This window comes from Acinetobacter sp. CS-2 (assembly GCF_016599715.1).
GTDB lineage: Bacteria > Pseudomonadota > Gammaproteobacteria > Pseudomonadales > Moraxellaceae > Acinetobacter.
The window spans coordinates 2,423,117-2,437,390 of the sequence record NZ_CP067019.1 but is presented as its reverse complement, the minus strand read 5'-3'; the positions used below and the strand labels follow the sequence as shown (position 1 = coordinate 2,437,390).

Here is a 14,274-nt window from a genome sequence, read left to right as displayed (position 1 = left end):
GGTTTTTGATGTGCTACTAAATTAAGTAATCAGCTATAGTTGGTTCTCCAGAGGATGCTAGAAAGGCATTTGAGTCCATTAATTCTAAATCAAAACGTTTAGATAGATGGGAAGAGTCTCATTTAAAAAACAGAGGAAGAGATACTTTTTATGCAATTTATGCGTGTTGCTATCTGAATGACAATAGAGCGAATTTAATTGATTTGGGCGAAGATGAAATTAACCGCATCATTGTTTTAGGCGAAAAAATTCATAATCTTTTGTTTAAAAATATTTTATTAGATACTGATTTAACACATGGGAAGCGGATCGGATTGGTCACAGAGTTGCTTAATATTCTGTCTAATGGTTCAGATATGGATTTAGATGAATCAGATGGTCAAGCTAAACGCGTATTTGATCGATTATTAGCACTGTATACGATTCTATCCAGAATTGCCAAACCTCAGGGTGATAATCGAAATGTAAGTTTAGGATTACATCCTCAATTATATTTTTTTAAAGATAGCCGCTTTCAAATTACATCTTTTTTAGCGTGGTTTGCAATCATTGCAGAATCGCATCATGAAAATAAGCTGCAACATTTTACCAGTGTCCGTAAAAGCGTAGAAACCTTAATTGCTAATTTTCCAATAGCAACTACAGAGACAGTGGGTAAGTTTGGCAGTGGGATCAAAGGTCATGATCGACTACAAATTGTCTATAGGGCGTTTATCAAAATTGGTTCTAAAGTGACCATTGATTTTGATGATGAATCTAGTTTGAATACAATCATTTTGGCATTGTCTAAATCATTCGATTATTTGAATTTTAATGAACACTTAGAAGCGGGTTTCCATGGGATAAGAGATGAGCAAGCGATCCAAGACATTGTTAACTTTGTAGAGGAATTAAAGCCAGATGAAAGACCAAAAGCACAGAAATTCTCATTAACAACAAAGACGATCCTTCGCCAAAAATTTAATATTCAGAACCAGAATTTTTGCCGTATATGTGACGGTCTTTTATATTCTCCTTCGACAGAAGTGGATCATTATATTGCGATGGCTATGGGAGGGCATGGAAATTTGGATAATGCAGTTCTTTTACACCCTTACTGTAACCGTTTTAAATCGGATCGAACTGAGGAAGAAGCAAGAGCTGCTTTATTTGGAGCTTAAATAGTCCAAGCATAAAAGCACATCAAGGTTTTGATGTGCTTTTTATTGTTGTAGGTTAGCAGCAGTAAGTTTTATTTTTATGAAGGGAAATAGCCTAAGAAGAGTCACAACGGAATTAGGATTAAAACTTTAGTAATAGGCCGTTGTAATTCATTGATAATTTTTTTATGTCATGTATTTTAAGCTAAAACATAAATACGTGATTTTTTATACATGAGTAATTTTGACAGTACCAAAGAAAACTTAAGTGAAATTTTAAAAAAAATTGTTGAGGGGAAATTACAGTTACCAGACTTTCAACGTGGCTGGGTCTGGGATGACGCTCATATCAAATCATTATTAGTGAGTATTGCGAGGTCATTTCCTGTTGGTGCAGTGATGCTGTTAGAGACAGGGGGAGACGTAAAATTTCAGGTACGTCCAATCGAAAATGTAGAGCTTGCCAAAAAGGATATAGAGCCTGAAGAGCTGGTCTTGGACGGGCAACAACGCTTAACGTCTCTAACACAAGTGCTGAAACTGGATAAACCAGTTAAGACTTTCGATGAAAAAGGTCGAGTCATTAAACGTCATTATTATATTGATATTGAAATGGCATTGAGTGGAAATTTAGAAGATGCATTTATTTCAGTAGATGAAGATAAAATTGTTAAAACAAATTTTGGCCGAGATGTTAAGAAGGTAGTCGATGAACAAGGCGAAGAGATTGAGCTAGATTTTTCTACCACGGAAAAAGAGTGCAAAGCATTCTTTTTCCCATGTAATCGAATTTTTAATGCCAATGAATGGGAAGTAATTTTATTTAGAAACCATGCAAACAGAATTCAAGAATATATGGACTTCAGAGAAAAAATTCTTGAAAGCTTTAGACAGTATGCGGTACCGGTTATTAAATTAAATAAAGAGAACTCTAAAGAAGCAGTTTGTTTGGTATTTGAAAAAGTGAATACAGGGGGTGTTCCATTATCTGTATTTGAACTTGTTACAGCGACATTTGCTGCTGAAGGGTATAACCTCAGAGATGATTGGTATGGGCACCCTGAGCGTAATCCTATTGGTCGTGCTAAAAGATTGAGTGATAAAGAATCTATATTAAAGCAGGTAGAGCCGACGGATTACTTACAAGCCATAAGCTTATTAAGTACATTGGAACAGAGAAAAGCAGATATTGCAGCCAATAAAACTGGTAAATTTATTTCTGCAGTAAGTGCAAAGCGTGCAGCAATATTGGGGATGTCATTAACTGATTATGAAAAATGGTCGAATGATGTTGAATATGGTTTTATATTAGTTGCTAAGTTCTTGCGCAAGGAATGTTTTTTCTTTACTAAGGATTTACCATACCGCACGCAGTTGGTACCTCTAGCAGCAATTCTCACTTTGCTTAAAGAGCGATGGTTAGAACCAAAAATCTATGAAAAGTTAAGCCAATGGTTCTGGTGTGGGGTGCTTGGTGAACTTTATGGTGGCGCCGTAGAAACACGTATTGCCAATGACCTAGAGGACTTTAGTAATTGGGTTCAAAATCCAGATCATGAGGTTAGAACAATTCAAGAAGCATCATTCCAGGCACAACGTCTGAAAACTCTAAGATCTCGCTTGAGTGCTGCATATAAAGGTCTAAATACATTGGTATTAAGAGAGGGTGCTCAAGACTTCTTCTGGAAGGAATCTGTTCAAAATTTAGATGTCGAAGAAGTTGCATTGGACATTCACCATATTTTCCCGAAAAAATGGTGTGAAGAAAATGGTAAGCCTTCCAAAATATATGATTCTATCCTTAATAAAACACCAATTTCGTATAAAGCAAATCGTATGATAGGAGGTAAAGCACCATCGAAATATCTTAATGATTTGCAAAATCATAAGACTGTGTTGATTAATGATTTTAATATGAACGAAATCCTAGCAACACATTTTATTGAACCCGATTTATTAAGAGCCGATGATTTTGAAGCTTTTATTAGTGCTCGCCAACAGCAACTGCTTATGATTATTTCTAGAGTAATGGGAAAGACTTTATCGGATGATAATATCGTTTAGTGAGTTATGGAGGGGGGGCTTAGGCTCCCTTGCTTTTTAAATTTATTTTTTTAAATATATTTATGAAAACAATAGATTATTACAACCATCATGCAGAAGAATTTACCTACTCAACGCTCAATGTCGATATGGAAAGCCTGTACCAGCCATTTCTAGCCTTGTTACCCGAAAATGCCTATGTTTTAGATCTAGGCTGTGGGTCGGGACGAGATAGTTTAGCTTTTAAGAATAAAGGCTATCGGGTCACTGCAATCGACTACTCTGAAGCCCTGGTTAAAAAGGCAACGGAGCTGACAGGTATACAAGTGAAACATCAAAGCTTCTATGAGCTCAATGAAATCGCTGCTTACGATGGTATTTGGGCATGCGCTTCGCTACTTCACTGTGAGCGCCGTAGATTAGCTGAAGTACTAGAGAAAATACTTCGCGCCTTAAAGCCTACTGGTGTGATTTATATGTCTTTTAAATATGGGGGTTCAGATCGAGAAAAGGATGGCCGAGAGTTTACTGATCTGAATGAACGGCAAGCGCAGGAACTCTTGGCACAGTTTGAGCAGGTCAGTTTGGTTGATCAGTGGATTACGGTGGATAAGAGACCGGATCGAGAGGAGCGGTGGCTCAATATTTTATGGAAGAATGATGAGTTTTAACTATTATCCAACGCATCTTATTCAAAGGCATGAGATCAAAGAAAAGCAGCAAAATATTCCGGCTGAACATGGTGTTTATTTTTGGTGGATTAAGAACTTACCAGTAAATATTCCTTTGGATTCTTGCATTCGATATGGGGCGTATTCTTTGGTCTATGCAGGGATTTCGCCTGACAAAAAGGGCAAGCCGAATAGTAAAGCCACATTAAAGACACGTATTCGAACCCATTATTTTGGTAATGCAGAGGGATCAACCTTAAGACGGACTCTTGGGGTATTACTTGCTGAGCAAAGTGGGTATCCACTTCGTCGTGTTGGTTCTGGTAAAAGGATGACCTTCACTCATTTGGGAGAGCAATGGCTTGATCAATGGATGCAAGAGAATGCTGCTGTTTCTTACATTGTCATGCCTGAACCTTGGATAGTTGAAGAAGAATTACTGAAGCAAATTTCATTGCCATTAAATCTTAAGGGTAATGAGCATGAATTTAAGAGTAGCTTGTCTTGTCTAAGAAAAGCTGCAATTGATCAAGCACGTATTTTGGATATTGCAGATGAGTCTCATAGCAAACGTACCTGTGTTACAGCATAGCGAATAGGGAATGTATAAATGTCCGAATTCTATGAAATTGAACCCTCTTTAGAAAATTATTGGCGTGCCATTATTCTCTTTGGGCGGAACGTCGCATCTTATAAGTTTGCTTTAGCCAAGTCATTGTATGAACTCAAGGCACAGGGTAATACCATTGTCACTCTTGATCAATTGGCAGAGCCTTTTAGTCGACACATCTGTGAACATTTGAAATTAGTGGATAAGCAGGCGACTTCAAGTTCGAGTAAGTATTTGGATTTCTGTCGCTCATTTAATTTAGGTGAGATCGATCACCAGACGCTGATTAATAAGACGGTACAGTTTGGTTTTGTGAATGTGATAGATGCTTTTCATAATGTGCATCAGCAAGAATTGCCAAAGCGGTTCTTTGAGGATGCCCGTAAATCGCATAAAGGTATTATCCTCACCGATGAGGTTTTCAAATTGTTTGAAGCACCAAATGCTTTAGATTTGATTGATGAGACCGAGGCACGTTGGCGATTGGTCGAAACAGCATGGGATATGAATCTCCCAAAGCATTTGGTTCAGATTCAGCATGATGATCGAGGAATATTGGTCGCAGACAATAAGATTAGACGAGTGAATGTGACCTTGGCAAAGTCAGCTTTAAATGGTTATCAGAAAAGCCGTTGTTTTTACTGTTTTGCCCCTATTACGATTGAACAACTCCAAGCCCATTCAGCCGATGTAGATCATTTCTTTCCACATAAGTTAAGAGATTGCGATATTCAAAAGCCAATTAATGGGGTGGCAAATCTCGTCTTAGCATGTCCTGAATGTAATCGAGGGCAACAGGGTAAATTTGATCGCTTACCTTCGGTTAATTTATTGGAGCGCTTACATAAGCGTAATGAATACCTGATTACCAGCCATCATCCATTGAGAGAGACGCTCATCGCACAAACAGGTTTCACAGAACAAACGCGCCGTGGTTTTTTACAAGACGCGTATAACTGCGCTACTTTGACGTTGGGAAGTCGGCTGAAGTGGGAGCCAGCACAGGGAGGGATTTGTGTTTTCTAACTCTAATAATGACAAAATTCAGAATAAAAATGAAAGATTACATACGCTAATGAAGGAACACATTTTCTAGAGTTTTTTGCTCTAATTCTTAATGTCTGTTATCTAGACTGGTATGCTGATTGTTATTTAAAAATAAAAAAATAAATTTATTCAGCAATTTATGGCTTATTGTTATACTCTTTAAAAATAATATTTGAAGTACGATTGACAATAATCCTAAATCGTAATACATTAAAGTTATAAATCGTACACTATGTACGAAATTAAATGTATTAGGAGTAGTTTATGAATAAGAAGAAAGCTCTCACTCATTTTGCAACAATTCAGTCTGGATTAAGCGCTGCAAATCATCGAGAAATAACAGAAGTTAAACCTGGTTTTATAGAAGTAGTATGTCTAAATGGGAATAACTTACTAGAAAATGGCCTTGTACAATGTAATGAAAATGATCTAAAGAAAGTTTGTATTGAACAAGGTCGTTTAGATGGTCATGTGTTGTTAGAGAATGACATTCTGTTAATGGCACGAGGTAGTAATTTTCGTGCTGCAATATTTCAAAAGAATGATTTGGAAATTCCAAGTATTGCATCGCCTAATATTTTTGTGATTCGTTGCAAAGATGGTGTTTTGCCTGAAGTGATTGTGAGTTTTATTAATAGTAGTCATGGTCAAGCACTGATGGATGAAATTTCAATTGGTTCAACGGTACGTGGTTTATCGATATCAAGTTTGAAGAACTTAGAGATAAATGTACCTGAGGCAGAGCAACAAAAGCTAATCTCTTCAATATTTTATGCAAATATTGAAGCGCTAGGTTTATTGGATAAATTGAAAGTGCAACAGAAATTAACTGTTGAAGCTAGCTTACAGCAACTAATGATGTGAGGGTGACAGAGATGAAAAATAGTCAATTCGATTTGAAAGTGCGTATTAAACAAAGTTTAGATGCTTTACATATGTTCCAAAAAGCGGAGCATATTCCTGAACTGGTCACTCTTGCCGCTTACGTATGTTTTATGGATGTAGATTTTGCTCGCTCGCTTGAGAAGCTGAGCAAAACTAAAGTAAAAGATGAAATCAAACAGTTCTTACGTGAAACGGATCTGAAGTTTATCGATGCTTTGGTCACAGAGAAGCTAGATGAAGTTGAGTTTTCCATCATCCTCAGAGCTTTCATTGAGGCATTTGCGAGTTATGGAAATGCTGAAGACTATGGAAAAGCAGTTGCTCAGGTACTAGCTGAGGTGTTAGCTGATGAATTCAATTATGAATTTTTTAGCAGTAATGAAATTTTGGCAAATTTAGTTAAAGTGCTGGTTGGTGACCAACAGGTAAATCGTTTCTATGATGGTGCTTCAGGGATTGGTTTGATTGCCTCTAAGATGAATGCTCAAGATTACTATCTTCGAGACATTAATCAATTACCACTTGCGATGGCTGAAGTTCTATTTAAATTGGCTGGTAAACGTTTAGATTGCCAGTTGCAAGATTCATTAACTGCAAATGAGTTGTCCAATGAAGTAGATTTGGTTATCTCTACACCGCCGTTTGGTGAACGAATTAATCCAAATGCGTTAAAGAGCACGCTGTATTTAAGACATTTATCTAAAATTATGCCAACCAATGCTTCTGATAGTGCATGGATTCAACAAGCATTTTACCAATTAAATGAAACTGGAAAAGCATTTATCCAAGTTCCATCTGGGTGGTTGTTTAGAGGTGGGTATGACCTTGCTTTGAGATCTGAGTTATTAGAAAACGATTGGATTGATAGCATTATTTTATTGCCTAAGGGATTCATGCAACATAGCAAAATTGAGACAATATTGTTGGTATTAAATAAGGCCGGGAAGCAGCACAAAGGCGTTAAGTTGATTGATATTAGTCAGTTTGTAAAACGAAAAGTTTTACGTTCAACAATTTCTGACGAAGATCTTCAGCATATAGCATCCGTTTTTCATGGCAAAGTAGATGAAGATGTTTGTAAGATCGTGACTGTTGATGAAATTCGATCTAATGATATGAGCTTGAGTTTTAATAAATATTTCATTAATGAAATTCAGGTCAAACGTTTAGATTTAGTTCAAGAGCATCAGAAGTTACAAGAACTTGAACAAAATTTCATCAGTGCCCAAGCGAAGCTACGCAAATTATTGGAACAATGTGGGCAGAACACACGTTAAAGCTTCATTCGAGAAGTGAGCTGGTTGATTTATATGTTGAGAAATCAAGCAGTTTTCTTTAGGGAATCAATGAGACATGATCAGATTGTTGTACTATGTAACGAAGGGTAAAATAATTCGACTGGATAGATATGGACCAGCAGCAACTCAAAACACAGCTTCAGAAAATTTTAAATTCTACTGATGTGGATGGTAAACCATTAGATGATTTTTATGATGAGCATAGATCACTTTGGCAAAGTTTGGCTTTGGGTCCAAAGCAAGTAGAGCTATGGAGAAAGCTAGTGGGTCAGTCTGATCGTACTCAGCAAAATGATAAACCCAAGCTTGAGCAACATATTTTATTGTTGCTGCAACAAGCGCCAAGTGGGCGAATGCCACTTGCACAGATGCTGCAAAGATTACCAAGCGATGTTCGAATGTCTGAACAACAGCTTAGAAATACCGTTCAGCATATGTCTGAACTTGAAATTAAAGGTCCTTTTGTTGTGCTTAAGGGCTAATCTCTTTATTGAATGATGTATGAACTATGGCTAAAGATACAAAACAAACTGAACAGCGTGAGCAATTGCAACACATTATCGAGCAGTTGCAAAAAGATTTTTCAAGTTACAACGCGCAACAAGAAAGCATAGAGGCACATGAATTTGCTGAGGCTGTGCTGATCCAAGGAATGGTCGAAGGGAATGTTACACCAAAAGTTATGCTCGTTGCCTTGGCGGATGGGCATTGGGGAACGGTAGCAGATACTGCAAAATTTGATGAGTTTGCATATACCTTACTTCAAGATGTGACAACTGAATGGCCTGTATTCGCCGTAGTAAAAGACAGTAGTAATCAAGCTATTTTAAGTTTATTTGGTAGTGATGGCTCAACAGGTACACATACGGTTGATAAACTGCCAGCACTTGAAGAAATGCGTAGTTTTGAGCGTTTAGAGCGAGACCCAACCTTCCGTTGGTCTATGAAAATCTATACACGTTTAATGCAACGTTTTGATGCTTTCCATGAAAATGTTTACCGTGTAACCAAAGATAAGGTCAATGATAAAAATGACATTATTGAAGAAGTTGCAAAACTACTCTTTTTAGAAAGTTTCCGTATTTACCACAATGATATTAGCTTTGCAGACCGTCATGGAAAGACGCATCTTTTTGCAGATGTATTTAATACAACATATGTAAAAAAACATGGCGAAACTGCTGTTGAGCAAATCAAAGATGCTTTTGACACATTTAAAACTCACCCAGACTATATTGTGATTAGTGATGATGGTGCTAAGAATGCAATTTTCTCTGATGAAGTGCATTTAAGACTTGCAAACCCGAAAAATTTTGAAGATTTGTTAGATGCAATTCAAAATTTAGGTGAATTAACGACTAATGATGGCAAGGTGCTGAAGAGTCAGGGGACTTTGGGTGATGTGTCAGGTGATTTGTTGGGTCGTGTATTCGATGTATTCTTACGTGCAAATTTCGAATCTAAAGGTGGTTTAGGTGTTTACTTAACGCCAAATCCTGTTAAGCAGGCTATGGTAGAAATGGCGATTCATGATCTTTCAGGTGATGATGCGTTTATGGCACGTTTCTCGAATGGTGATTTCCGTTTCTGTGATCCAACCTGTGGTTCTTTTGGTTTTGGTTCAGTTGCTTTAAGTCAATTTGACCATTTGATTGATACACAATTGGTTGGGTTAAACGATGCAGAGAAACAAAAATTAAAACAGAAAATCCGTGATGAATCATTGGTTGGTGCTGATGCTGCACCGCGTATGGTGATGCTGGCACGTGTCAATATGGCATTGCAAGGTGCACCTAAAGCCAAAATTTTCTATACAGATAACTCTTTAACGGCACCTGCATTAAAACCATGTTCTTTTGATTTAATTTGTACCAACCCACCATTTGGTACGCCGAAATTTGGGAATGATAAAAAAGGCAGTGAGTCCAAAAAAGTCTATGAAGCCAATATGGAGCAAATTTTAGGTGGCTTCCGTCCTGCTGAAAAAACGGTAGACAGCTACAATGCATATTACGACTATGTGAAAATGCGTTGGGAAAATACAGGTCCTTTGGAGTTAGATGTGGATGGCAATCCAAAGTGGGCTGGGTATCGTACAGACCTTCGCCGTGTGGGCGGTTCAGATAAAAAACCACTTTACGGTCTATTCCCAACAGTCAGTGGTTTAGCTCTGGGAAGTAAGCCTGACAATAAAGGTTTTTGGAAACCTGTCGGTGCCAATATTGACCCTGCTGTATTGTTTATTGACCGTTGTTTGCAATTACTTAAACCGGGTGGTCGCTTGTTTATTGTGTTGCCAGACGGAGTATTATGTAACTCTGGTGATCGTTATGTCCGTGAATATATTATGGGCAAAAAAGATGAGCAAACTGGCGAGTTTGTTGGTGGTAAAGCGATTGTAAAAGCAGTGATTTCTCTACCGAGTGATACGTTTAAGCTGTCTGGTACAGGTGCTAAAACCTCTATTTTATATTTACAAAAACGAGAAGCGAACCCAGAAAAACCTGAAGAGTTTTTAGCCGAACCACAAACTGATGTATTTATGGGGGTTGCAGATACTTTGGGTTATTTGGTGAAAAATAATATTGAAGACTATAACGCAGGTGTCCCAAATGATTTGGATACAATTGTAAATGCCTATAAGCGAGGTTAATAATGATTAATATTATTAAGCCTGAATTTTTGGGAAATCGTTTAGATGCTGATTTCTATAAACAAGATTTTATAGATAATGAATTAATTTTGAATAATTTTGGGTCTGTAAGTCTAAATAGTTTAATTGATATAAAAAAGTCAGGCTACGGAGCTTTACCGAAATCAGATGAATATCTTGATAATGGCTTGCCTTTGATTAGAGGTGGTGATTTAAGTTATGGATATATCCAAGAAATAGGTGTTTTTGTCCCTAAGTATTACAAAGATAGCCGAGCAATAGCTAAAACAGGTGATATTCTTATTTTAATTAAGGGAGCATGTATTGATGGTCCTGAAGGTGTAGCTAGAGTTTCAGAATGTGAAAATGGTTATCTTTATAATGGAAGCTGTTATCGTTTATCTTTCAAAAATAAAGATTTAGATGGACGATTTTTTATTGCTTATTCACAAACTAAGTTCTTTTTCTTTGTACACGACAAAAAAAGATAACTCATTGAAATAATGGCATAATACTTGTTTTCTGACGACGAATATGATGACACATTTCAATGAGTTACATCTCATCTTAAACAAATATCTAAAGTGGAACAAGTCACATGCAAAATGTTTTACACTGATTATGCTTGCATTAATTGTAAAACAGACATGTAATCTTTCTTCTGCATCTAAAGCCTTACCCATCAAGTGCTTACCACAATCATTTTATCGACGTATACAACGCTTCTTTGCAGATCAGTATTTCGATTATCGTCAAATTTCTCAGTTAATTTTCAATATATTTTCATTCGATAAAGTCCAATTAACTTTGGATAGAACTAATTGGAAATGGGGAAAACGAGATATTAATATCTTGATGTTAGCCATCGTCTATCGTGGAATAGCGATACCTATTGTTTGGACATTGCTCAATAAACGTGGAAATTCAGATACAAAAGAGCGTATTGCTTTGATTCAACGCTTTATCTCCATTTTTGGTAAAGATCGTATTGTGAATGTGTTTGCAGACAGAGAATTTATCGGTGAGAAATGGTTTACATGGTTAATTGAAAATGACATTAACTTCTGTATACGTGTTAAAAAAACTTTATTGTGACCAATCACTTAGCCAAGAATCATAAAATTAGTGATTTATTTCGTCATCTTCAAGTTGGTCAAACTGAATGTCGTAAACGACGTATTTGGGTTGGTCGAGTGAAACTGTATATTAGTGCGCTACGATTAGAAGATGGAGAGCTTTTACTTGTTGTTTCTCCTATGTTTAATGCTTCTGCTATTCGTGATTATGCATTACGCTGGGAAATCGAAACGTTATTTAGTTGTCTCAAAGGACGTGGATTCAATCTTGAAAATACTCGTTTAACAGACCCTAGACGAGTCAAGAAATTGATAGCAGTGCTAGCTATCGGTTTCTGTTGGTGCTATTTAACAGGTGAATGGCAACATGATCGGAAAAAAGCGATAAAAATAAAGAAGCATGGACGACTTTCAGTAAGTTTATTTCGCTACGGTTTGGACTATGTTCAAATGGCTATTCTACGTTTGATTGGTTTTGGAAAAAAAGAAGAATTTAAGAAAGTGCTAGCAATTTTAAGAAAGAAAAAGCCTGATAGGACAAGGATCCTATGAAATTTGTCGTGTACAGAGGTTCTTTTTGAAACAAAAAAGTAGACATATTGCAAATACAGGGATTTCTTATAATGATGAAAACTCTATATTAAATTATTTGATACCAAATTTTTCTATCAATATAAAAAAATATATTGGTGATAAAGTTTCTCAGGCTGAAATATTAAGATTATTTGCCAAATCTTATATTTCTAAAGCTGAAAATATATTTATTGACTCAATTCACTGGTCTTCTGAAATTTTAAATGTTAGTAAAATTGGTAAATTAAAACCAGACGAATTAGAGAATCGTTTAGATTTAAAATATAATTCACCTCAGCGATTAGCTATATTAAGGCATATCAAAAAATCATCTTTCAAAACAGCTCCTTTAAATGAGTTGGTTGAAATTTCTGCAATGGTCGGATGGAAAGGATTAACAACAGAATTTTATAGAAAATCTGGACCTTGGTTGTTGAGAGGTGTTGAATTCAATAATGGTGTTATTGATTTTGAAAAATTAGTTTCAATAGATAGAGAGAAATTTATTGAGCAACCACAAATCCATCTTGAAAAAGGAGATATTGCATTTTCGAAAGATGGCACAATTGGTAAAGCAGTTGTTATTCCTGAATTAAATAACGATTTGGCCGCAGGTTCTACTATTGCACGCCTCAGAATAAAAAAACATTTACGATTAAATCCTTATTATCTTGACTTTGTGCTTAATCATCAAATTGTTAATACACAAGTGGAAAGTTTCGCTACAGGCGTCGCCCAACCTCATATTACCCAGGAGTGGATTGCACAATTAATTATTCCTTTAATTGAGAGTCAAGAGGTTGTTGGTGAGTTAGTTAGAGTTCACCATAGAAGTCAGTGGTTCTCAAAAATTTTGCTTTCTATTTCAAAATTTCTCGTAGAAGGATTAATTAATGGATCAATTACAGAAGATGAATTGATCCAAGCTCAAAATGCTTTAGAGCAGGGTGATAATAGTTTAGATCGTGCCATCTTAAGTAAAATGACCGAAGATGGTTATGCTGTTGCTGGTAGTAAACCACTCTTTGCAGATTTAGATGAGTTTTATGAACTGCTAGAACAAGCAAAAGAGTTTGAGTAGGTGAAACATGACATCACTTATTTCTAGTATTTTCACCCAAGCACAACAAGCCATACATGCACAAAAGTATCTATGGCAACAAACAGCTATCGAGGTAAGTCAAAAAGACTTACTTCTCCCTGAGCTTGTGCAGTTATTGCAGCCGATGTTTGATGGCGAAAACATCTCAGCTTATGCACTAACCCCAAAATTGATCCAAATTCATTCGGCATTGAAGGAGCTGAATGAATGGCATTTGATTTTACTGGCATTAAATCCAAATATTAGAAAATATTGGATTAATCTAGCCATTGCACGTTGTAAAGAAGCACAACATATGCAGGACCCGATGGTGGTCATACAACGTATCCAAGCATTAGGAGAGGCGAGTGAATGGCTACTTCACTATACGGATGCCACAACGCAACTCGAAGCAACGCCATTGGCAAAACTCGAACGAGAGCTACTCGGCTGTGAATTACATGAAAACTTAGCCCTACCAATTCTGCTGAGAATTCTTAAATTTGCCTACGACTTACAAGCTACGCCTAAAGACGAGCAAGTGCTGTATGAAATGGATCAAACGCATAAAGCCTTTGAAACAAATTGGTCGGCAGGAAGACTTATTGTATTACCTCAATATCAAGGCTATTCACGCCATCGTTGGGCACTACAAATCACAGCACGGCAAAGTGAAGCGTATCTTGATACTTTAAATGCTAATCCATGGCTGATGTTATTGGCTTTAATCGTTTATACCCAAGATGCTTGGGCAGTAGAACATGGTGCAGGATTTAACTTGTGCTTGCCGCAAGGTCAGAGCCATTATGCAGCAAGTGATGTCAAAGTCGTTGCGATTGGTGAAGAAGGTGATGAAGTTATCGTTGGCACCTTAGCTGATGTGATATTGAAAGTTTTAACGACAGTGGGCATAACATGTTATCCATATTGCCCAACATCACACGATTTAGCGCAAACTTTAGCAGGGTTGATTAAAGAAGCACTTGAACTCCAGCTATGGCAATATCGGGATGGGGGCATGGGGGAGCTAGGGCAATTTAGTAGTCATCCTATATTTAGTGATGCTTGCTACAGATTACCGTTATCACCAATTTTTGGCCGTAAAAGCAAATACATACAACAAGTCATTAAAGACAGTGTGCTCGAACTACGCCAAAACTACTTACTTTCAAAAAATTAAACCGTATTTAAAGACATT

At 36.8% G+C, this 14,274-nt stretch carries 13 protein-coding genes; all 13 read left to right on the top strand.

All coding sequences use genetic code 11. The features are described from left to right. Window positions 1-203: 203 nt before the first annotated feature. The 13 genes from JFY49_RS17565 to JFY49_RS11885 all read left to right on the top strand — a co-directional run bounded on the left by JFY49_RS17565 (window position 204) and on the right by JFY49_RS11885 (window position 14,256). Window positions 204-1,160, top strand: coding sequence for an HNH endonuclease (locus tag JFY49_RS17565; protein WP_227609457.1), 957 nt, complete (start codon window positions 204-206; stop codon window positions 1,158-1,160). 213 nt (window positions 1,161-1,373) lie between these two features. Then, window positions 1,374-3,203 (top strand): DUF262 domain-containing protein, encoded by a 1,830-nt coding sequence (locus JFY49_RS11940; RefSeq protein ID WP_200223071.1) that lies wholly within the window; start codon window positions 1,374-1,376, stop codon window positions 3,201-3,203. A 62-nt stretch (window positions 3,204-3,265) separates the two neighbouring features. After that, window positions 3,266-3,853, top strand: a complete 588-nt coding sequence (locus JFY49_RS11935; RefSeq protein WP_195728689.1) for a class I SAM-dependent methyltransferase — start codon at window positions 3,266-3,268, stop codon at window positions 3,851-3,853. Then, a complete protein-coding gene (locus JFY49_RS11930; RefSeq protein ID WP_227609455.1) occupies window positions 3,843-4,445 on the top strand; it encodes a GIY-YIG nuclease family protein in 603 nt (200 codons plus the stop codon). The genes JFY49_RS11935 and JFY49_RS11930 overlap by 11 nt, the downstream gene beginning before the upstream one ends. Window positions 4,446-4,463: 18 nt before the next feature. Then, window positions 4,464-5,489 (top strand): HNH endonuclease domain-containing protein, encoded by a 1,026-nt coding sequence (locus tag JFY49_RS11925; protein WP_195728691.1) that lies wholly within the window; start codon window positions 4,464-4,466, stop codon window positions 5,487-5,489. A gap of 285 nt (window positions 5,490-5,774) precedes the next feature. Then, a complete protein-coding gene (locus JFY49_RS11920) occupies window positions 5,775-6,374 on the top strand; it encodes a restriction endonuclease subunit S (RefSeq protein ID WP_200223070.1) in 600 nt (199 codons plus the stop codon). 11 nt (window positions 6,375-6,385) lie between these two features. After that, complete coding sequence (locus JFY49_RS11915) at window positions 6,386-7,672, top strand: N-6 DNA methylase (RefSeq protein ID WP_200223069.1); 1,287 nt, start codon at window positions 6,386-6,388, stop codon at window positions 7,670-7,672. Between the two features lie 131 nt (window positions 7,673-7,803). Continuing rightward, window positions 7,804-8,175 carry a hypothetical protein gene (locus tag JFY49_RS11910; RefSeq protein WP_200223066.1) on the top strand — a complete coding sequence of 124 codons (372 nt, stop codon included), beginning with the start codon at window positions 7,804-7,806 and terminating at the stop codon, window positions 8,173-8,175. A 26-nt stretch (window positions 8,176-8,201) separates the two neighbouring features. Further along, window positions 8,202-10,346, top strand: a complete 2,145-nt coding sequence (locus JFY49_RS11905) for a class I SAM-dependent DNA methyltransferase (RefSeq protein WP_200223065.1) — start codon at window positions 8,202-8,204, stop codon at window positions 10,344-10,346. A gap of 2 nt (window positions 10,347-10,348) precedes the next feature. Then, window positions 10,349-10,837 (top strand): hypothetical protein, encoded by a 489-nt coding sequence (locus JFY49_RS11900; RefSeq protein WP_200223062.1) that lies wholly within the window; start codon window positions 10,349-10,351, stop codon window positions 10,835-10,837. Window positions 10,838-10,883: 46 nt separating this feature from the next. Further along, a protein-coding gene (locus tag JFY49_RS11895) for an IS4-like element ISAba33 family transposase (RefSeq protein ID WP_107010211.1) occupies window positions 10,884-11,974 on the top strand; the annotation gives its coding sequence in 2 pieces (ribosomal slippage) (window positions 10,884-11,424 and window positions 11,424-11,974; 1,092 coding nt in all). Between the two features lie 25 nt (window positions 11,975-11,999). Further along, the gene (locus JFY49_RS11890; protein WP_200223061.1) at window positions 12,000-13,076 is read left to right on the top strand and encodes a restriction endonuclease subunit S; all 1,077 of its coding nucleotides are present in this window, start codon (window positions 12,000-12,002) and stop codon (window positions 13,074-13,076) included. A gap of 7 nt (window positions 13,077-13,083) precedes the next feature. After that, a complete protein-coding gene (locus tag JFY49_RS11885) occupies window positions 13,084-14,256 on the top strand; it encodes a hypothetical protein (RefSeq protein WP_200223060.1) in 1,173 nt (390 codons plus the stop codon). Window positions 14,257-14,274: the final 18 nt, after the last annotated feature.

Excerpts from the sequence above, each read along its gene's own strand:
- JFY49_RS11940 (WP_200223071.1), top strand. The coding sequence starts at position 1,374 with ATGAGTAATTTTGACAGTACCAAAGAAAACTTAAGTGAAATTTTAAAA.
- JFY49_RS11935 (WP_195728689.1), top strand. The coding sequence starts at position 3,266 with ATGAAAACAATAGATTATTACAACCATCATGCAGAAGAATTTACCTAC.
- JFY49_RS11930 (WP_227609455.1), top strand. The coding sequence starts at position 3,843 with ATGAGTTTTAACTATTATCCAACGCATCTTATTCAAAGGCATGAGATC.
- JFY49_RS11925 (WP_195728691.1), top strand. The coding sequence starts at position 4,464 with ATGTCCGAATTCTATGAAATTGAACCCTCTTTAGAAAATTATTGGCGT.
- JFY49_RS11920 (WP_200223070.1), top strand. The coding sequence starts at position 5,775 with ATGAATAAGAAGAAAGCTCTCACTCATTTTGCAACAATTCAGTCTGGA.
- JFY49_RS11915 (WP_200223069.1), top strand. The coding sequence starts at position 6,386 with ATGAAAAATAGTCAATTCGATTTGAAAGTGCGTATTAAACAAAGTTTA.
- JFY49_RS11910 (WP_200223066.1), top strand. The coding sequence starts at position 7,804 with ATGGACCAGCAGCAACTCAAAACACAGCTTCAGAAAATTTTAAATTCT.
- JFY49_RS11905 (WP_200223065.1), top strand. The coding sequence starts at position 8,202 with ATGGCTAAAGATACAAAACAAACTGAACAGCGTGAGCAATTGCAACAC.
- JFY49_RS11900 (WP_200223062.1), top strand. The coding sequence starts at position 10,349 with ATGATTAATATTATTAAGCCTGAATTTTTGGGAAATCGTTTAGATGCT.
- JFY49_RS11885 (WP_200223060.1), top strand. The coding sequence starts at position 13,084 with ATGACATCACTTATTTCTAGTATTTTCACCCAAGCACAACAAGCCATA.